Source organism: Acidovorax sp. 210-6, assembly GCF_010020825.1.
GTDB classification, from domain to species: Bacteria; Pseudomonadota; Gammaproteobacteria; order Burkholderiales; family Burkholderiaceae_C; genus Simplicispira; species Simplicispira sedimenti.
The window spans coordinates 610,068-627,872 of sequence record NZ_JAACJE010000001.1; the positions used below are offsets into that span (position 1 = coordinate 610,068).

A 17,805-nucleotide genomic window follows, 5' to 3' on the forward strand; every position below is an offset into this window, starting at 1 on the left:
CGCCTACAACCCCAGTTTTTTGATGATCAGGGTGACTTTTTCTTCCAGCGTGGCCTTGGTGAACGGCTTGACGATGTAGCCCGCCGCCCCACCTTGTGCTGCAGCAACGATATCTTCCTTGCGTGCCTCGGCGGTCACCATCAGCACCGGCAGGTGCTTGAGCTTTTCATCGGCCTTGATTTCAGCCAGCAACTGAAAGCCGTTCATGTTCGGCATGTTGATGTCAGAAACGACAAAGTCGAACTTGCTGTTGCGCAGCTTGTTCAACGCAGCGACCCCGTCCTCGGCCTCGTCGGCCTCGGTAAAGCCGCTTTCCTTGAGCAGGTTGCGGACGATGCGTCGCATCGTGGAGAAGTCGTCAACAATCAGGAAACGAAGGGGTGTGGTCACTTGGGACCCTTTCGATCGGGTATTTCTTGGAGGATTGTGTGGGAAGACCGCGAGCGTGACAAGTTGTTACCTCTGGTCGCCTTTAGCAGGATTGTCGCTCTTTTCTTCGATCCATTCCTCCGCAGGGACGATGGGAATGGTTTTCCCTAGGAGCCTCTCTTCCGCCTCACGGGTCAGCACAGTGATGGTGATACGCCGGTTGGCGGGGGCCTTGGGGTTGTCGGGTTCCAGCAGATCACTGGCGGCCAGCCCCACCACACGGGCCAGCTTGGCGTCAGGCATGCCTGCGGCCACCAGTTCACGGCGCGAGGCATTGGCGCGGTCGGCCGACAGCTCCCAGTTGCTGTAGCCGCGCTCGCTGTTGCTGTAGGGCACGGCATCGGTGTGGCCCGCCAGGCTGATGCGGTTTTCCACCTCGACCAAGGACGACCCGATGCCGCGCAGGATGTCGCGCATATAGGGTTTGACCAGAGCGCTGCCGCTGTCGAACATGGGGCGGTTCTGTGAGTCCACCAGCTGGATTTGCAGCCCGTCGGGTGTCACATCCATGCGGATTTGCGACTTGTATTCATTGAGCAGTGTGTTGGCGGTGATCACGGCGTCTATCTTGGCTTGCAGTGCCTTGATGCGCGCCTCGTCCTGCCGGGCCATCTCTGCGCGCATTTGTTCCGCCGTCATGCGTGGGCGCTTGGCTTCGCTGGAGTCCGAGCGCCGCACCTGACCGTGGACCTTGCTCAGGTCGTTGCCGCCGCCGGGAATGATGCTGGAACTGCTGCCCGCGCCATCGCCCCCCGCCATGGCCACCTTGAGCGGCGAGTTGAAGTAATCAGCGATCCCCTGCAAATCGCCCTTGGCGGTGGAGCCCAGCAACCACATCAGCAGGAAGAAGGCCATCATGGCGGTCACGAAGTCGGCATAGGCAATCTTCCAGGCGCCGCCGTGGGCCGCATGGCCCCCTTTCTTGACCCGCTTGACGATGATGGGTTGGAGCTTCTTTTCTGCCATGGCAATCTGCCGCTGGGGGTGCGCTTATTTCTTGCCCTTGACGTGGCTTTCCAGCTCGGTGAAGCTGGGTCTGTCGCCAGAGAACAACACTTTGCGCCCAAACTCAATGGCCGTGGCCGGGTTGTAGCCTTGCATGCTGGCAAGCAGCGTGGACTTGATGCACTGCAACTCCTTGGCGGCGTCTTCCATTTTTTGCTCCACCAGCCCGCCCAGAGGCTCCACCACGCCATAGGCCAGCAAGATGCCGAGGAACGTGCCCACCAGCGCAGAGCCGATCATCCCGCCCAGCACCGCAGGGGGTTGCCCCACCGAGCCCATGGTGTTGACCACGCCCAGCACGGCCGCAATGATGCCGAAGGCTGGCAGTGCGCCCGCCAGACGGGCCAGTGCAGCCACCGGGGCATGGGCCTCCTGGTGGTGGGTTTCGATTTCGTTGTCCATCAAAGCCTCAATCTCATGCGCATTGAGGTTGCCCGACACCATCATGCGCAGGTAGTCGGTGATGAATTCGATCACGTGGTGGTCGGCGCTCAGGGTGGGGTACTTCTTGAAGATCTCTGATTCGTGCGGCGCTTCCACATCCTTTTCGATGGCCATCAGGCCTTCCTTGCGGGCTTTCTGGAGGATGTCGTAGAGCATCGCCATCAGTTCCAGATAGCGCGCTTTGGTGTATTTGGAACCCTTGAGCGCCATCGGGATGGCAGCCAGGGTGGCTTTGAGCACCTTGGGTTGGTTGTTGACCACGAAGGCCCCCAGGGCGCCGCCCAGAATGGTGACGGTCTCGAAGGGCAGCGCCTTGAGAATCACGGAAATGTTGCCGCCGTGCAGGATGTACACCCCGAAGATGCAGCCGAAGGCAACGACGTAGCCGATGATGACGAACATGGTGTGAGCAGCTCTGCGGCGTTGGTTGGGGCGAGGGCCGATGCCTCTGCCTTTGGAATATGCCTATGACCAAATGTATCGGATTGCAGCCCTCCCGAGCAATCCGAGGGGTGGCCAAGGGGTGGTTTTCTGGCATTGTTGTCGAGGTTCGCGGGCGCAATCAATGGTTTTGTGGGGCGAATAGGGTGAAGTTCGGCTTTTTTGCCGCGCTGGACTGCCCTATGCTGCCCATATGAAAGCCGTACTGCTCGCGGGTGGCTTGGGTACCCGCATCTCTGAAGAATCGCACCTGCGTCCCAAGCCGATGATCGAGATCGGCGGGCGGCCCATCCTCTGGCACATCATGAAGATGTACGCTGCGCACGGCGTCAACGACTTCATCATCTGCCTGGGTTACAAGGGCTATGTGATCAAGGAGTATTTCGCCAACTACTTCCTGCACATGTCGGATGTGACCTTTGACATGGCCAACAACCGCATGGAAGTGCACCACCGCCATGCCGAGCCCTGGCGTGTGACGTTGGTGGACACAGGCGAAAGCACCATGACCGGCGGGCGCCTGCGCCGCGTGCAGGAATACCTGGAGCCCGGCCAGCCGTTTTGCTTTACCTACGGCGATGGCGTGGCCGACATAGATATGGCGGCGCAATTTGCTTTCCACCGCGCCCATGGCCGCCAGGCCACCGTGACAGCGGTGCAGCCCCCGGGCCGCTACGGCGCGCTGGTGCGCAACGGCGATACGGTGGCAGGCTTCGAGGAGAAGCCCCGGGGCGATGGCGGCTGGATCAACGGTGGCTTCTTTGTGCTCCAACCCGAAGTGATTGACCTGATTGACGGGGATGCAACGCCGTGGGAGGCCGAGCCCATGCAGCGCCTGGCCCAAAGCGGCCAACTGCAAGCCTTTGAGCACGCAGGCTTTTGGCAGCCCATGGACACGCTGCGCGAAAAGAATTTCCTCGAAGAGCTGTGGCAAAGCGGGCAAGCCCCGTGGAAGTGCTGGTAATGGCAGCCGTCAAGCCCACCCCTGATTTTTGGCGCGGCAAGCGCGTGCTGCTGACCGGGCACACCGGCTTCAAAGGCAGCTGGCTGGCGCTGTGGCTGGCGCGCATGGGCGCGGAAGTGACCGGCCTGGCCTTGGCACCCGCCACCGAACCCAATCTGTTCACTTTGGCTCGCGTGGCCGATGGGCTGCACGCCAGCCACGAGTGCGATGTGCGCGACGCCCAGGCCGTGGCCGCCCATGTGCAGGCCGCGCGCCCGCAGATCGTGCTGCATCTGGCCGCGCAGGCGCTGGTGCGCGCAGGCTACGCCGACCCGCTGGCCACCCACGCCACCAACGTGATGGGCACGGCCCACGTGCTGGATGCGCTGCGCGGCCAGGCCGATGTGCGCGCCGTGGTGGTGGTGACCACCGACAAGGTCTATCGCAACCGCGAGTGGGCCTACCCCTACCGCGAAGACGACCCGCTGGGCGGCCACGACCCCTACAGCGCAAGTAAGGCAGCGGCCGAGATCATCACCGCCAGCTACCGCGATGCCTTTTTGGCGGCGCAGGGCGTGGCCGTGGCCACGGCGCGGGCGGGCAATGTGATTGGAGGAGGCGACTGGGCGGCCGACCGCCTGCTGCCCGACGCTGTGCGCGCCTGGCGGGCTGGCGAGACACTGAGCATCCGCAGTCCTGAGGCCGTTCGGCCCTGGCAGCATGTGCTGGAGCCGCTGGCGGCCTACCTGCGCTTGGCAGAGGTGTTGTGGCATGCGCCTACGCAGGCGGGCGCCTATAACTTTGGTCCCCATACACATGATGTCGCGACGGTGAAAAAAGTCATTGATTTGGCTTGTGGCGCTTACGGTAGTTGCGGTGTAAGCTATGAAAAAAATAGCAAAAATGTTCATGAAGCCCGCTATTTGGCATTGGAAGTTGCCAAGGCGCGTGAAGAACTCGGCATTCGGCCGGAGTGGCCCCTGGAGAAGGCGGTGCAACGCACCATGGTTTGGTACTGGGGGCTTTCTTCGGGCAGAGATGCCAAAGCGCTGTGTGAATCAGACATCCAAGACTATGAGGCAGGTGCATGACAACCCAAGACATCCGTTCCCAAATTGCACAACTGGTGGAGCAATACGCCGCCATAAGTCTGAGCCGCCCGGACTTCGTCCCTGGCGTGTCGCCTGTACCCCCATCGGGCAAATACCTCGACGCCCAGGAACTCAAATACATGGTGGAAGCCAGCCTGGATGGTTGGTTGACCACGGGGCGCTTTAATGCAGCGTTTGAAAAAAAGCTGGCGGCTTTCATTGGCGTTAAGCACCTCATCACCGTCAACTCCGGTTCTTCGGCAAACCTAGTGGCGTTCAGTACGCTCACATCCCACAAATTGGGCGATCGCGCCATTCGCCCTGGGGACGAAGTGATCGGTGTGGCGGCAGGCTTTCCTACCACCGTAAATCCTATCCTGCAGTGTGGCGCTGTGCCAGTGTTTGTGGATGTGGATCCGCTTACCTACAACATAGCGGTCGACAAAATAGAAGCAGCCATAGGCCCGAAAACCAAGGCCATCATGTTGGCGCACTGTCTGGGAAACCCATTCAATCTGGACGTCGTTCTGGCGCTGTGCAAAAAGTACGGGCTGTGGTTGGTCGAAGACTGCTGCGATGCTTTGGGCAGCACCTACCGCGGCCAAATGGTTGGCACTTTTGGCGACATTGCCACCCTCAGCTTCTATCCGGCACATCACATCACCATGGGCGAGGGCGGTGCCGTTTTCACCAACCACGACGAGCTCAAAACCATTGCCGAGAGCATTCGTGACTGGGGGCGGGACTGCTATTGCGCACCGGGCAAAGACAACACCTGTGGAAAGCGGTTCTGTTGGACGGCACGAGAACTTGGGGGCAGCCTGCCCGATGGCTATGACCACAAATACACCTACAGCCACCTTGGCTACAACCTGAAGATCACCGACATGCAGGCTGCATGTGGATTGGCCCAACTGGAGAAGGCTCCTGCATTCATTGCGGCGCGCAAGGCCAATTTCGCATTTTTGAAAGACCGGTTGAAAGACTGCGAAGAATTTATCCAACTGCCTCAGGCGACTGAGCACTCAGATCCGTCTTGGTTTGGCTTTCCTATCACCTTGAAAGACAGTTGTCCGGTGTCAAGGCTTGACTTGTTGACATATTTGGATCAAAACAAAGTGGGTACCCGCCTGCTATTCGCAGGCAACCTGACTCGCCAGCCATACATGCGAGATTTAAGGTTTCGTGTTAGTGGTCAATTAACTAATACTGATAATGTAATGAATAATACCTTCTGGATCGGTCTCCAGCCTTCGCTATCGCGGGAGATGCTGGGATTCGCTGCTCGGAAAATCGAAGGTTATTTGGGAGTTGACTTTTAGGCGCGGTGCGGGGTTTGAGTTATCAAAACTATTTTGAGGTGTCAAATGCAATGCATCAATAAGAAAGCGGAACTTCCTAATGGCGTACTAGATAGCCGGCATTCAGAAAAAGACAAATTGTCCTATTCATTGGCTGAAGAGGCGTTTGAGAACTCGTCAATAAGGCTGATTGACAAATTGGAGGCATTTCCGCGATTCGCCACAAAAAGATCGATCGCAAGATTTTTGGTTAAGCATGAGATTTTTAAGAGGGTTGTCGATGTTACGGGGATTGTTGTCGAATGTGGTGTATTTAATGGTGCGGGGCTTTTTTCTTGGGCGCAATTCAGTAATATATATGAGCCTGCAAATCACACGCGAAAAATAGTGGGTTTTGATACATTCGCTGGTTTTCCCTCGGTGAGAACTGATATTGATAACATCGGAATTCTGGAGAGTGGGGTTGGTGATTTAAATGGATCAGCGTATGAGGAAATTTTATTCTCAAGTGGGAAAAATAATAGCGAACGCCATCTTGGACATATCGAAAACATCGAATTGGTGCGAGGGGACTTTATGGCCACATCGGACGCATACTTAATAAATAATCCTCAGACGATCATCTCATTGTTGTATCTCGATTTCGATTTGTATGAGCCCACTAAAAAGGCTTTGGAATTGTTTTTGCCGCTTATGCCCAAGGGGGCAATCGTTGCGTTTGATGAGTTAAATTGCAACTCCTTTCCTGGGGAGACTAAGGCATTGAATGAAATTATGGGAATAAGGAACTATCAAATAAAAAGATTCTCAATTGATCCGTGGATCTCCTATATTGAACTGTGAGTTTCATATGCGAATTGCGATATTGGGAGCCACTAGTCAGATCGCACGAGACTATACGCGAGCTCTTTTGCTGCAGGGCGCATATGATTTAACTCTTTTTGGTCGCCGTCCAGAAGCTATTTCACAATGGTTGAGAAGTGCGGGCCATCCAACGGGCGCCGTCGTGCATGCATTGGATGATTTTTCAAATACGCAAAAATTTGATGCAATTGTAAATTTTATAGGGGCAGGAGATCCTGGTGCGCTCATTGCAATGGGAGTATCAATATTTGATGTTACCTATCAATTCGATAAGATGGTGTTAGATTATCTCAAAATTCATAAAAAATGTAGATATGTGTTTTTGAGCAGCGGTGCTGTTTATGGATCCGAGTTCGCCTTTCCGGTGCGCGATGATTCAAGATCTAGTATTGCTATTAATGCTATTAATGCGCAGGATTGGTATGGTGTTTCAAAATTGCATGCAGAATGTCGCCATCGAGCAATGAGTGACTATTCAATTACCGATATACGCGTTTTTAGTTATTTTAGTCGTTCTCAGAAGAGCGATGGAAAATTTTTCATGTCCAATGTGATAAGAGCAATTCAAGAAAATTTAGTTCTTCGAGTTTCTCGTGATCCTATGGTTCGTGATTATATTTGCCCGATGGATTTCGCTCGACTATTGGAAAATGTATTAGGTGGCCCGTTTGGGAATATGGCTCTAGACTGTTACAGTCGAGAGCCAGTTTCCAAGGATGTATTACTTGAATTTATGAGGCAGAATTTTGGGCTTCGCTATGAAGTGGTGGATGTTGCTGGCATTAATGCAACGGGCAGTAAGATGAATTATTATTCATTGAATAGACGTGCAAGTAATATTGGTTTTCAGCCGATATATTCCTCTTTGGAAGGTATTGAAGTGGAGGCTGCTGCTATTTTGAGCGCGATATGAAGCTTGAGTGTTCGCAAAGATGAATGTTTCTGAAATCAACCAACTCGCCTACAGGATGCGAATCCAAGCACTGCAAATGGTTCACGCTGGTAAAGCGTCACATATCGCCAGCGCACTGTCGATTTGCGATATCGTGGCGGTGCTATACGGCCAGGTGCTGACCGTCGATGCAAATCAACCTTGTGCCCGCCATCGGGATAGATTTTTGCTTTCAAAAGGGCACGCTTGCGTCGCAGTGTACGCCGCGTTGGCTGAATGCGGATTTTTCGCCATCGACGATCTGAAGACTTATGGCCAGGATGGCTCGGCGCTGATGAATCACATCAGTCATAAAGTTATTGGCGTTGAGTTTTCAACTGGTTCTTTAGGGCATGGTTTGCCATTTGGAGTAGGCAAGGCACTGGCGGCCAAAAAATTGGGCGCTTCTTGGAAAACATATGTACTGATGAGCGATGGAGAACTGGGCGAAGGAAGCAATTGGGAAGCTCTTTTGTTTGCTGCGCATCATAAACTTGACAATTTGGTGGCGATTATCGATTACAACAAATTGCAAAGCTTGACCACGGTTGATAATACCCTCCGTATCGAACCACTGGTGGATAAGTTCTCCGCATTTGGCTGGGACGTTCGCGAGGTGGATGGGCATGATTACGCGGCATTGGCCAAAGTATTAAGTTCCGCACCATGGACAACAGGCCTGCCATCAATGGTAGTAGCGCACACTATCAAAGGCAAAGGTGTGAGTTATATGGAAAACTCCGTTGAGTGGCATTATAAAACTCCAAATATTCACCAGCTTGCATTAGCTATTCGAGAGTTGGAAGGCTGCCAAAATGCGTAATGCTTTTATTGATGAGCTTGTTAAGCTAGCTGCTCAGCATACGAATATCGCATTGATTGTTGGAGATTTGGGTTACTCTGTTGTGGAACCATTCGCGGATTGTTACCCTGATCGGTTTATCAATGCTGGAGTAGCCGAGCAAAACATGACTGGTTTGGCTGCTGGAATGGCTTCCGAAGGCTATCATGTATTCACATATTCAATTGCTAACTTCCCCACTTTTCGATGTGCTGAACAGATTAGAAATGATGTTGATTATCACAAGCTTCCGGTTACGGTTGTCTCGGTCGGTGGCGGGGTCGCTTACGGTGCTTTGGGGTATTCTCATCATGCTATTCAAGATTATGCGCTGATGCGGGTACTTCCAAATATGCTGATTGCAGCACCTGGTGACCCATTAGAGGCAAGGGCGTGTTTACGCTATTTAGTTGCGAATCCACAGCCTTCCTATCTGCGGCTTGGAAAAGCAGGCGAGCCATGTTATCACTCAGCGGTACCAGAAGTTAAGCCTGGAGCTTGGCTGGCCATCTCCGGTACAAAAACAAAACAGACTGGCGACAAAGTGTTGCTTACTACGGGGGCTGCTTTGGATGTCGCTCTCAATTGGGCTGGTGCCCCTGAATATATCGACCACTGCATATGCAGTATGCCTTTGTGGAGCATGGACAGTAAGCTGCAACAAGCAAAAATGGCGGAAAAATATCAAATCATTGAAACCATTGAGGACCATTTGGTAGATGGTGGTTTTGGTTCATGGATGATGGAATCGCTCATGAATAGACCCGATCTACTTCAGCGTCTTCGATTGCATGCATTGGGAAAGAGTGTGTGTGGCAGCGTTGGCACACAAAAAATGCTGCACGATTTGGGTGGCCTGTCGCGTCTTTAATCTTGGTTAGGCCATAGTTACGGTCTTCGCACTTATCTGAATTATTGAAATTGCTTTAGAAGCATATTGAAGATAAGTGAGTGCGAAATCAGTGTGACCGTGTGCATGTTCCACTTCGGCCAAACAAGCAAGTGCAACTGCATCATTCGGGACAGCACAAAGTATTTTTTCCGCGTATTCGGTCACTGCAATCCAATGTGGTGACATTTTGCCGTCTATTGATTTTTCAGTATTTGGATTTTTTTCTTGCAGTGCTTTTTCGAGAAGCGCTTGCAGTTCCTGGTGGGCGGTGTGCAGGCTTAATCTTTGTCCCTCGGTTATACCAACGCCAAGTGTCGGTGGTGGCACAAGTTCTTCGGGTCTATTTGCGTACCATTTTTCAATAATATCATATTGTGCTTGTTGGTCTTCCGGGTGATCTTTCTCTGCCAGCCAAGCCATCCACATCAATCGGAAGGCTTGCGCTACATTTTCGCAAAAAATATCATCTCGCATCAACGGCGACTGCTCTACTTCCTCTCGCTGCCTGAGCCTTTGATGATTTAACTCTTCCGGACTTGACGCCAATCTGGCTGCAATGGTTAAGTATTCATCATGAGAGTGGGCTAACCACTCTTCATGCCCCGTGTAGGTAAGTGCATTTGTACTCATGCGGCTAGGGGAACTGTTACCGACCATAGAGACTAAAGGGACGCCCATCCAGAGCAAGTCACAAGTTGTCGTGCCGCCTGTCAACGGAAAAGGGTCTAATGCAATGTCGATGTCATGGTAGGTGAGATATTGTTTTTCGGTGACCAATGGGACTAAATTCAATCGATCAATATCAACCCCAAGGCTTTCACAGCGACTGCGATAATTCTTAGCGAATTCTGGTTTATTGAAGCCCTTGCCTTCAATGAGTAAGCGTGATTTCGGTACTATCTGTAACAATTTACCCCACAGAGTTAGAACCTCATCAGTTAGCTTTCCAAGATTGTTACACGAGCCGAAGGTGATATAGCCGTTGCGCAATGCGGGAGTTGGTCTTACCGCATAAAGGGGTTGGTAGCTCCATAAGGGATTACGGCTCATGGCTCTATACGAGCCATGGAATGTCTTCAATCTCCAGAGCTTCTCGCTGAAAAGATGATCTACTCCAGCAGGGTTAATGATTTCATCAGTTAAATAATAGTCTATTGCACTGAGGCCAGTTGTCGCAACAAATCCAATCCAGGTGACTTGAATTGGAGCCGGCTTGCGTGCCATGGTGAGCAAGGCGTTGCCTCCGGTATGCCCGGTCATATCTATTAGAATATCAATTGCATGCGATTGAATGATCTTGGCTTGATCGTCATAACCCAGATGGGCTATGCGAACAAAGTGATCGACGTGGCATTTGACTCTTTCCGTGACCAGATCATCTTTTGGATACAGATAGAATGCATAGACCTCAAACTGCCTGCGATCCAGTTGGGCTAATAAGCCCTCAGCAAAACACATCACCGCATGCACCCTGAAATCCGGCGATAAGAAGCCCACCTTGAGTTTGCGCCAAGGATCGCCTCGCCGTTCTTCGTAAGTTGGCCAATAGGGCTTGTGTGGCGCTTCAAAGATGGCGCCGTATTCTCTGGCGGCGGTGGCCAGTTGCTCTGGGCTGGTTTGCGGGTCTCCCAGCATGAAGAGCAGCCGATTGGTGTGGTGCGCGGCGTCAGTGGGGTTGATAGCGATGGCTTCGGTGCAATCTTCCACTGCCTCACGAATTTGCCCTAGCTCGCGGCGGTGAATGGCGCGTTGCATCAGGGCTGCCACCCGCTCGTAATCGTTCTGTGCAAAGCTGTAGGCCACCATGGCCGAGCCAAAGCCCTTTTCGTGCAGGCCAATCTTGTAGCAAGACTGGGCCACCTTGCTCCAGCAACTGGAGTCTGTGGGCCTGAGTGCACACAGCTTGTCCAGCAACGGCAGCGCCTCGGTGTCCATGGCCTGTTCCAGCAGCAGGTTGGCGTAGTTGGCCAGCAATTCTGCATCGTCGCGGTGGTGCGCTGTGGCTTGCTGGTATGCATCAATTGCCGGGCCGATTTGCCCCAGCATCTTGAGCGCGTAACCCAGGTACCGGTGCGCCAGCAGACTGCGTTTGTTTTTGCGCAGTGTCTGCCTGCAAAGGTGTGCAACGCGCTGCCAGTCTTGCGCAGCGTGTGCGGCGCGCAGTTGCAATTCTGGCTGGGTGTCTTTTCGTGGCGGCGCTTTGGTCAAGGGAACCTCCTGCTGGGCGGTGTGCACAGCATAGCCCGGCACCACCACGTGGCGTTCAAAATCGGTGTTCAGCGTGAGCGCACTTGGCGCTCACGGTCAGCATTGCTTACTTCAGAAGCGACAGCACGCCTTGAGGAATCTGGTTCGCTTGCGCAACCATGGCTGTGCCAGCCTGTTGCAGAATTTGGGCGCGCGACAGATTGGCCGTTTCCGCCGCAAAGTCAGCGTCCTGGATGCGGCTTCGCGAGGCAGACAGGTTTTCTGACGCGATGTTGAGGGCGGAAATTGCGGTTTCAAACCGCGATTGAAGGGCGCCTAGCTTGGCCCGCTCACCGTTGATGAAAGCGAGTGCTGAATCGACCGTTTTCAACGCCTCAGTGGCTTTGGCGAACGTCGTGATGTCAAGTTCAGAAACCTTGTTCAGGGTCGATGCCTTAGCAGCCGTGAGTGCAGTAGTGGTGGTTGGCGCAACTGCAAACGATTTTTCTGAGTCAAACATGATGTAGCCAGTGACCAAGGCATTGTCCGCAAGGGTGTTGGGTGCGAGAGTCACAGCCGTGCCGACTGCTGTGCCCGTGTTGTCCAGTTTTTGTACAGATACGGTGCCAGCGTTGGCTACGGCTGTGTCGGCAACGAGGATGTCGTTGCCCGTCGCGTTGGTCAACAAAATCTGGGTTCCGTCCGAATTCAAGGACGCAGTCACGCCTGTTTTGGACGATTGATCGTTGATCGCGCTGACGGCGGCCGACAAACCGTCGGCGGTGTTGAAAGCAGACAAAGTGAAGGAAATGGTTTGTGCGGTGCTGTTGTCGGATCGGAGTGTGAGCGAATATGCGCCTGCCGATTGGAAGCTCAGGCTGGATTCCGTTCGTGCAGAGGCAGTGACTCCGGTTTCGCTCTTCACCGCGTTCACCTTGTCGGCGATAGACGACGCGCTTGCGTAGCTTGCTACATCTACATTCTTGCTGCCCACAAAGCCATTGATTGCCAGCGTGCCAGCGGTGATGCCATTGGATCCCCACGCGGTGGTGGTGGCGCCAGTCCCAGATGCCACCACCTGGTTGTTGCCATACACATTGGTGCGCAGGTTGGCTGTGGCTGCCACGATGGTCTGGTTGGCATTGGCGCCCACCTGGAACTGGGCGGTGCCAAAGGTTCCGTCAATCAGTTTTTGCCCGTTGAATTCGGTGGTTTTGGCAATCCGGTCAAGCTCGGATACAAGCTGCCCGACCTCTTGGTTCAGCGCCTGGCGGTCCCCGGCACTGTTGGAGGCGTTGGCGGACTGCACGGCCAGTTCACGCACTCGCTGCAAGATGTCGCCTGCCGACTTCATGGCGCCTTCGGTCACCTGCGCCAGCGAAATGCCGTCGTTGGCGTTGCGCGCTGCCTGGTTCAGGCCGCGGATTTGGCTGGTAAAGCGCTCGGAGATGGCCAAGCCGGCGGCGTCGTCCTTGGCGCTGTTGATGCGCAAACCAGAGGACAGGCGCTGAATGGAGGTGTTGAGCGAAGTCTGGCTCATACCCAGGTTGCGCTGGGCGGTCAGCGAGGCGACATTGGTATTGATGGTGGCGGCCATGGAGGTGCTCCTTGAAGGCTGAAATCAATTCATCTGCGCCGGTTGGGGGATTCCACCGTCCAGCAGACAAGACGGGAACGATGGAGCTGATTCTGGGGAGTTCCGCGAAGGCTGTTGGCCCGATAAGGAGCCAAAAAACCTGCCAACTTGCGTGTTTGGGCCTAAAGTTTTGAAAGCGGATTCCGAAAACCATTGCAACGGGACGTAAAAGCCCGCCGTTCCATGGCCCGCCCCGGCGGTGCTGGGAACCCTGGGCCAGGCAGGTGTCTGGCATCCGGTCGGCGGCAACGCCATGTTCAGCCAGTTCTTTCAGGAGATTTGCAAATGGCTTCCACCATCAACACCAATGTCGCCTCGCTGACCGCCCAGCGCAACCTGGGTATGAGCCAGACTTCGCTCAACACCTCCATTCAGCGCCTGTCCTCTGGTTTGCGCATCAACAGCGCCAAGGACGACGCCGCCGGCTTGGCCATCTCCGAGCGCTTTACCAGCCAAATCCGCGGCCTGAACCAGGCCGTGCGCAATGCCAACGACGGTATCTCCCTGGCGCAGACGGCTGAAGGTGCACTCAAGGCCTCGGGCGACATCCTGCAGCGTGTCCGTGAGCTGGCCGTGCAGTCTGCCAATGCCTCCAACAGCGCAGGTGACCGCCAAGCGCTGCAGGCAGAAGTGGGCCAACTGGTGAGCGAGCTGGATCGCATCTCCAAGACCACCGAGTTCAACGGCACCAAGCTGCTGGACGGCAGCTTTGGCACGCAGCAGTTCCAGGTGGGTGCCAATGCCAACCAGACCATTGTGGCTGCCACGGGCAACCTGCGTACCAATGTTTACGGCAACAACCAGGTGGTGGCAGCGGGAACCTTGGCTGCTGGTGGCACGGGTGCTGTGGCCGCTTGGGGATCGAATGGAGTGTCGGCCGGAACTTTGGACGTCAATGGGTTTGTGGGCAGCAAAAACATTGCCGTTGCGTCCAACGCCACGGCCTCGGCCATTGCAGACAAGGTGAATGCAGTGAAGAGTGAAACGGGTGTGGTAGCTACCGCGCGCACCGAGTCGAGCCTGACTTTTGTGGCCTCAGGGGCCTACACGCTGACGTTGCAATCTGACAACAGTACCGCGCAGACAATTTCGTTCACTTTGTCTGCTTTCAACACTGCCGATGGATTGTCTGCGGCGGTGAGTGCAATCAACGACCAGTCTTCCAAGACGGGCGTGACGGCGGCACTCAATTCTGACGGCACCAAGATTTTGCTGACCAATGCCGCTGGCAATGACATTTATGTGGGCGATACCGCTGCCTCCAATGCCGGTAACGTGAGCGTACAGAAGTTGAACAATGAAGGTGGAACTGTTGGAGCTGCAGTAACGTTGACGGCAAACACCACCGCAGATAACAGCTTGGTGACTGGTTATGTGACGTTCGATTCGGAGAAATCATTCTCTGTGGTGCCAACAACTACAAATGCACTGGCCGCTACAAGTTCATCCACGCTGAAGAAGGTTTCTGACCTTGACATCACTACTTTCTCCAAGGCGACAGAGGCGCTCAAGACAGTGGATTCCGCTCTGGCCTTTATCAATGGTGAGCGTGCCAAGTTGGGTGCCATGCAGTCCCGCTTTGAAACCTCGATCTCCAACCTGCAGGTGACGTCGGAAAACCTTGCCGCATCTCGCAGCCGCATTCTGGACGCCGACTTCGCCGCAGAAACCGCCAACCTCTCGCGCGCCCAGATTCTGCAACAGGCTGGTACCGCCATGGTGGCGCAGGCCAACCAGTTGCCTCAGGGGGTGCTGGCCCTGCTGCGGTAAGCAAGGCAAGGGCAAAGCCCGGCGTGCTGCGAGGCGCCGGGCTCCAGCCAGGGGAGGCGGCGCCGGTGTCACTACCGTCGCCGCCCTTTGGGCTTTTGCCCGTCCGCTGGCTTGCCACTGTGCGGTGGCTGGATAAGCCCGTGATACCGGGCGGTTGACGGGGTTTCACCCCGGCCCTTGCAGTCGCACAATGCAAGGTTGAAAGAACAGGAGGTCGGTATGGCGACAATTTCCTCTCCGGGCATCGGTAGTGGGCTGGACGTCAAGTCCATCGTCTCTCAGTTGGTGGCCTTGGAAAAACGGCCTCTGGATACCCTCAAGCTTCAGGCTGCCACGGTGCAGACCAAGATATCTGCCTTCGGGCAGGTCAAGTCGCTGGTCTCCACGTTTGCCGACGCCACCAGCAAGCTCACCAGCCTGACGGGCTGGAACGGCGTGACAACGAAATCGTCGGACACCAAGTCGGTGACCGCCTCCGCTGTGGGCGGTACCTTGCCCACCAGCTTCAATGTGGAAGTGCAAAGCCTGGCGCAGGCGCAGGCGACGGCATCTGCGGCTTTGCTGCCGGTGGGTGGGACGCTGGGTGCGGGCACCCTGCGGCTTGAACTGGGGAAGTGGACCGTGGTTCCGGCATCCTTCACGCCGGGGACGGGCACGCCTGTGGACATCACCATTGCAGCCACCGACACCTTGTCGGACATTGCGGGCAAGATCAATGGTGCCAATGCGGGTGTGACGGCGGCCATTCTCAAAGATGCTTCGGGGGAGCGCCTGCTGCTGCGCGGCAAGAACACGGGCGAGGATGCAGGCTTTCGCCTGTCGGTGACCGATAACGATGGAGTGAACGACGATGCGGCGGGTCTGTCGCGCCTGGTGGCGGGAAGTACCGTGTCGCAATACGCCGCCAATGCGAAGGCCACCGTCAATCTGATTCCAGTCAGCTCTGCCACCAATACCTTCGCTGACACCGTATCGGGTGTGACCTTCAATGCCTTGGCGGAGACCACTGCGCCAGTGGAAATTGCGGTGGCCAAAGATTCTTCCGCAGTGCGCAAGAACATCGAGGATTTTGTGACGGCCTACAACGCCATCAATGACCTGATCAACGAGGCCACTGCCTACGATGCCGCCACCAAAAAAGGCGGCTTGCTGCAGGGCGATTCCACGATCATCACCCTGCAGAGTAGTTTGCGGACCGCCATGCAGTCGATCAGCTCGGCCTCGGGCCAGTACCAGCAACTGTCAGCCATTGGCATCAGCCAGCAGCGCGGCGGCAGCCTGACGATTGACGCGACCAAGTTGTCGGCAGCGCTGGAGAACCCGGACGAGGTGAAAAAGATGTTCAGCAGCACCGAGTCTGGCGCTGCGCAGGGCATTGCTGTCAAGATCAAAGCACTGACCACCACCTTGCTGGCGACCGACGGTTTTTTCAAAACCAAGGACGACAGCCTGAAGCTGAATCTGACGCGCAATGCCAAGGAGCAGGAACGCGTCACCGAAAAGGCGGCCAATGTCGAGGCGCAGCTCAACCGCCGTTACAGCGCACTGGACTCGCAACTGGCAACGCTCAATGCTCTGAACGCCTATATTGGTCAGCAGGTGACTACCTGGAACAAGACCTCCAGCAAGTGAGTCGGGCTTCAGTTTTGCCCGCGTTTGCCGATAATCAAGGTAACTTGCCACAAGGATGCAGAGCATGTTCGCCACCCACAGCCCCCGCGCCGCTTCCGCCTACCAGCGCATCAATGTTGAAACCAGCATGCACACCATGGACCAACACCAGTTGGTGGCCTTGCTTTACCAGGGTGCGCTCGGGGCCATTGCGTCGGCCCGTGGGGCCATGGCGCGGGGCGATGTGCTGGGCAAGTGCAGCGCCATCTCCAAGGCCATTCGCATCATCGAAGAGGGTCTGAATACCGGACTCGACCGGGTGGATGGCGGGGAGTTGGCGCAAAACCTGGGTGCTTTGTACGACTACTGTGTGCTCAGGTTGACGCTGGCTAATGTCCGAAATGATGATGCCATCATGCAGGAAGTGCAGCGCCTGATCGAGCCCGTGGCCCAGGCGTGGATGGATATGAAGGGCGCAGCGGCTCCCGCAGAGGCTGTGGATTCCACCCGTTCGGTTTTGCAGGAAGCCTGACCATGTCTGAAGTACTGATTGGTTACTACAAGGCCATCGAAGACAGCAGCCGCAAGATGCTGGAGGCGGCGCAGGCCAGTGACTGGGATGGTGTGGTGCGTTACGAGGGTGCCTGTGCGGTGCTGATCGAAGAACTGCGCTTCAAGTCGCAGGAACATGAGCTGCTCCCTGAGCACCGTAAGGAAAAGACCCGCATCATGCAGCGCATTCTGCGCAACGATGCCCAGATCCGCTGCCTGGCAGAGCCCTGGCTGGCGCAGTTCGAACACATGTTCGAAGGCCAACCGCAGATGATGCACTGAGCAGTGTGATCGCCTGGACGCCGGGGGGTGTGGGTTGCGGTTGCTTAGTGCAAAAATTGGCCTCTAGGCCAATAGATACCAGCGCAAACAGCTATAAAAATAGTAGCAAACAGATATGCTGATGCGTGGGACTTCCCACGCTTTCTCACACCTGCATGTTCATGATGTCGGTGTAAGCCTGCACCATGCGGTTGCGCACGTGCAAGGTGGCCTGAAAGCCGATTTGCGCTTTCTGGATGGCCACCATCGTTTCTTCCAGACTCACGGCGGGGTTTTCCAGTTGTACTTCCTGCTGCATACGGCTGGCCTGGTTCTGGGCCGAGCTGACGGATTGCAATGCGCCTTTGAGCGCGTCGGAGAAACCGGCGGACTGTGTTTCCTGGGGGCTGGCGGGCGCACGGCGCGCAATGCCGGCTCCCGCAAGCGGGGTGGTGGAGCTGGGGATGCGGAGGTCCATGGCAGTGAGTCCGGGGGCAATGGGGGATGAGGGCTATCGTAGGGGCGGTGGGCCGGTCCATCGGGGCGAAATGATGGACAAAGGGGCGGCTTATCCAGCCGCCGACAGAGGGGGGGTGGCCGAATAAT

General features: G+C 55.5%; 17 protein-coding genes. 11 read left to right on the forward strand and 6 right to left on the reverse strand.

The features are described 5' to 3' along the window. Nucleotides 1-3: 3 nt before the first annotated feature. The 3 genes from cheY to motA all read right to left on the reverse strand — a co-directional run bounded on the left by cheY (nucleotide 4) and on the right by motA (nucleotide 2,280). Entirely contained in the window at nucleotides 4-390 is a 387-nt protein-coding gene (gene cheY, locus GWK50_RS02825) for a chemotaxis response regulator CheY (protein WP_162015193.1), read from the reverse strand. 66 nt (nucleotides 391-456) lie between these two features. Next, the gene (gene motB / locus GWK50_RS02830) at nucleotides 457-1,395 is read right to left on the reverse strand and encodes a flagellar motor protein MotB (RefSeq protein ID WP_162015194.1); all 939 of its coding nucleotides are present in this window, start codon (nucleotides 1,393-1,395) and stop codon (nucleotides 457-459) included. A gap of 24 nt (nucleotides 1,396-1,419) precedes the next feature. Continuing rightward, the gene (gene motA, locus GWK50_RS02835) at nucleotides 1,420-2,280 is read right to left on the reverse strand and encodes a flagellar motor stator protein MotA (protein WP_162015195.1); all 861 of its coding nucleotides are present in this window, start codon (nucleotides 2,278-2,280) and stop codon (nucleotides 1,420-1,422) included. A 232-nt stretch (nucleotides 2,281-2,512) separates the two neighbouring features. Between motA and rfbF the strand changes: the two genes are divergently transcribed. The 7 genes from rfbF to GWK50_RS02870 are packed head-to-tail and all read left to right on the forward strand — an operon-like array spanning nucleotide 2,513 to nucleotide 9,161. Beyond that, complete coding sequence (gene rfbF, locus GWK50_RS02840) at nucleotides 2,513-3,283, forward strand: glucose-1-phosphate cytidylyltransferase (RefSeq protein ID WP_162015196.1); 771 nt, start codon at nucleotides 2,513-2,515, stop codon at nucleotides 3,281-3,283. Beyond that, entirely contained in the window at nucleotides 3,283-4,353 is a 1,071-nt protein-coding gene (gene rfbG, locus GWK50_RS02845) for a CDP-glucose 4,6-dehydratase (RefSeq protein ID WP_162015197.1), read from the forward strand. The genes rfbF and rfbG overlap by 1 nt, the downstream gene beginning before the upstream one ends. After that, nucleotides 4,350-5,675: a lipopolysaccharide biosynthesis protein RfbH gene (rfbH, locus tag GWK50_RS02850; RefSeq protein ID WP_162015198.1), complete on the forward strand. Its 1,326-nt coding sequence runs from the start codon at nucleotides 4,350-4,352 to the stop codon at nucleotides 5,673-5,675. The genes rfbG and rfbH overlap by 4 nt, the downstream gene beginning before the upstream one ends. Before the next feature lie 45 nt (nucleotides 5,676-5,720). Beyond that, on the forward strand, nucleotides 5,721-6,497 hold the full coding sequence (locus tag GWK50_RS02855) for a class I SAM-dependent methyltransferase (protein WP_162015199.1): 777 nt from the start codon (nucleotides 5,721-5,723) through the stop codon (nucleotides 6,495-6,497). Nucleotides 6,498-6,504: 7 nt separating this feature from the next. Beyond that, a complete protein-coding gene (locus tag GWK50_RS02860) occupies nucleotides 6,505-7,431 on the forward strand; it encodes an NAD(P)-dependent oxidoreductase (protein ID WP_162015200.1) in 927 nt (308 codons plus the stop codon). A 19-nt stretch (nucleotides 7,432-7,450) separates the two neighbouring features. Further along, entirely contained in the window at nucleotides 7,451-8,272 is an 822-nt protein-coding gene (locus GWK50_RS02865; protein WP_162015201.1) for a transketolase, read from the forward strand. Continuing rightward, nucleotides 8,265-9,161 carry a transketolase gene (locus GWK50_RS02870; RefSeq protein WP_162015202.1) on the forward strand — a complete coding sequence of 299 codons (897 nt, stop codon included), beginning with the start codon at nucleotides 8,265-8,267 and terminating at the stop codon, nucleotides 9,159-9,161. The genes GWK50_RS02865 and GWK50_RS02870 overlap by 8 nt, the downstream gene beginning before the upstream one ends. Before the next feature lie 6 nt (nucleotides 9,162-9,167). Here the strand turns inward: GWK50_RS02870 and GWK50_RS02875 are convergent, their stop codons facing one another. Both GWK50_RS02875 and GWK50_RS02880 read right to left on the reverse strand, forming a co-directional pair. After that, a complete protein-coding gene (locus GWK50_RS02875; protein WP_162015203.1) occupies nucleotides 9,168-11,390 on the reverse strand; it encodes an acetylglucosamine transferase in 2,223 nt (740 codons plus the stop codon). Nucleotides 11,391-11,496: 106 nt separating this feature from the next. Then, complete coding sequence (locus GWK50_RS02880; RefSeq protein ID WP_162015204.1) at nucleotides 11,497-12,966, reverse strand: flagellin; 1,470 nt, start codon at nucleotides 12,964-12,966, stop codon at nucleotides 11,497-11,499. Between the two features lie 324 nt (nucleotides 12,967-13,290). Between GWK50_RS02880 and GWK50_RS02885 the strand changes: the two genes are divergently transcribed. From GWK50_RS02885 to GWK50_RS02900, 4 genes are all read left to right on the forward strand, one after another. After that, nucleotides 13,291-14,775, forward strand: a complete 1,485-nt coding sequence (locus GWK50_RS02885; protein WP_162015205.1) for a flagellin — start codon at nucleotides 13,291-13,293, stop codon at nucleotides 14,773-14,775. Between the two features lie 219 nt (nucleotides 14,776-14,994). Beyond that, a complete protein-coding gene (fliD, locus tag GWK50_RS02890) occupies nucleotides 14,995-16,407 on the forward strand; it encodes a flagellar filament capping protein FliD (protein ID WP_162015206.1) in 1,413 nt (470 codons plus the stop codon). A gap of 64 nt (nucleotides 16,408-16,471) precedes the next feature. Continuing rightward, nucleotides 16,472-16,918, forward strand: a complete 447-nt coding sequence (fliS, locus tag GWK50_RS02895) for a flagellar export chaperone FliS (protein WP_162015207.1) — start codon at nucleotides 16,472-16,474, stop codon at nucleotides 16,916-16,918. 2 nt (nucleotides 16,919-16,920) lie between these two features. After that, nucleotides 16,921-17,220 (forward strand): flagellar protein FliT, encoded by a 300-nt coding sequence (locus GWK50_RS02900; RefSeq protein WP_162015208.1) that lies wholly within the window; start codon nucleotides 16,921-16,923, stop codon nucleotides 17,218-17,220. Nucleotides 17,221-17,365: 145 nt separating this feature from the next. Here GWK50_RS02900 and fliE read toward each other — a convergent pair whose 3' ends face one another. After that, nucleotides 17,366-17,677 (reverse strand): flagellar hook-basal body complex protein FliE, encoded by a 312-nt coding sequence (gene fliE / locus GWK50_RS02905; RefSeq protein ID WP_162015209.1) that lies wholly within the window; start codon nucleotides 17,675-17,677, stop codon nucleotides 17,366-17,368. Nucleotides 17,678-17,805 lie beyond the last annotated feature (128 nt).

What these genes read in the sequence shown, in the direction of transcription:
- GWK50_RS02865 (WP_162015201.1), top strand. Translation starts at nt 7,451, where the DNA reads ATGAATGTTTCTGAAATCAACCAACTCGCCTACAGGATGCGAATCCAA.
- GWK50_RS02885 (WP_162015205.1), top strand. Translation starts at nt 13,291, where the DNA reads ATGGCTTCCACCATCAACACCAATGTCGCCTCGCTGACCGCCCAGCGC.
- GWK50_RS02900 (WP_162015208.1), top strand. Translation starts at nt 16,921, where the DNA reads ATGTCTGAAGTACTGATTGGTTACTACAAGGCCATCGAAGACAGCAGC.
- rfbH (WP_162015198.1), top strand. Translation starts at nt 4,350, where the DNA reads ATGACAACCCAAGACATCCGTTCCCAAATTGCACAACTGGTGGAGCAA.
- rfbF (WP_162015196.1), top strand. Translation starts at nt 2,513, where the DNA reads ATGAAAGCCGTACTGCTCGCGGGTGGCTTGGGTACCCGCATCTCTGAA.
- GWK50_RS02860 (WP_162015200.1), top strand. Translation starts at nt 6,505, where the DNA reads ATGCGAATTGCGATATTGGGAGCCACTAGTCAGATCGCACGAGACTAT.
- motB (WP_162015194.1), bottom strand. Translation starts at nt 1,395, where the DNA reads ATGGCAGAAAAGAAGCTCCAACCCATCATCGTCAAGCGGGTCAAGAAA.
- motA (WP_162015195.1), bottom strand. Translation starts at nt 2,280, where the DNA reads ATGTTCGTCATCATCGGCTACGTCGTTGCCTTCGGCTGCATCTTCGGG.
- fliD (WP_162015206.1), top strand. Translation starts at nt 14,995, where the DNA reads ATGGCGACAATTTCCTCTCCGGGCATCGGTAGTGGGCTGGACGTCAAG.
- GWK50_RS02870 (WP_162015202.1), top strand. Translation starts at nt 8,265, where the DNA reads ATGCGTAATGCTTTTATTGATGAGCTTGTTAAGCTAGCTGCTCAGCAT.
- fliE (WP_162015209.1), bottom strand. Translation starts at nt 17,677, where the DNA reads ATGGACCTCCGCATCCCCAGCTCCACCACCCCGCTTGCGGGAGCCGGC.
- rfbG (WP_162015197.1), top strand. Translation starts at nt 3,283, where the DNA reads ATGGCAGCCGTCAAGCCCACCCCTGATTTTTGGCGCGGCAAGCGCGTG.
- GWK50_RS02880 (WP_162015204.1), bottom strand. Translation starts at nt 12,966, where the DNA reads ATGGCCGCCACCATCAATACCAATGTCGCCTCGCTGACCGCCCAGCGC.
- GWK50_RS02855 (WP_162015199.1), top strand. Translation starts at nt 5,721, where the DNA reads ATGCAATGCATCAATAAGAAAGCGGAACTTCCTAATGGCGTACTAGAT.
- fliS (WP_162015207.1), top strand. Translation starts at nt 16,472, where the DNA reads ATGTTCGCCACCCACAGCCCCCGCGCCGCTTCCGCCTACCAGCGCATC.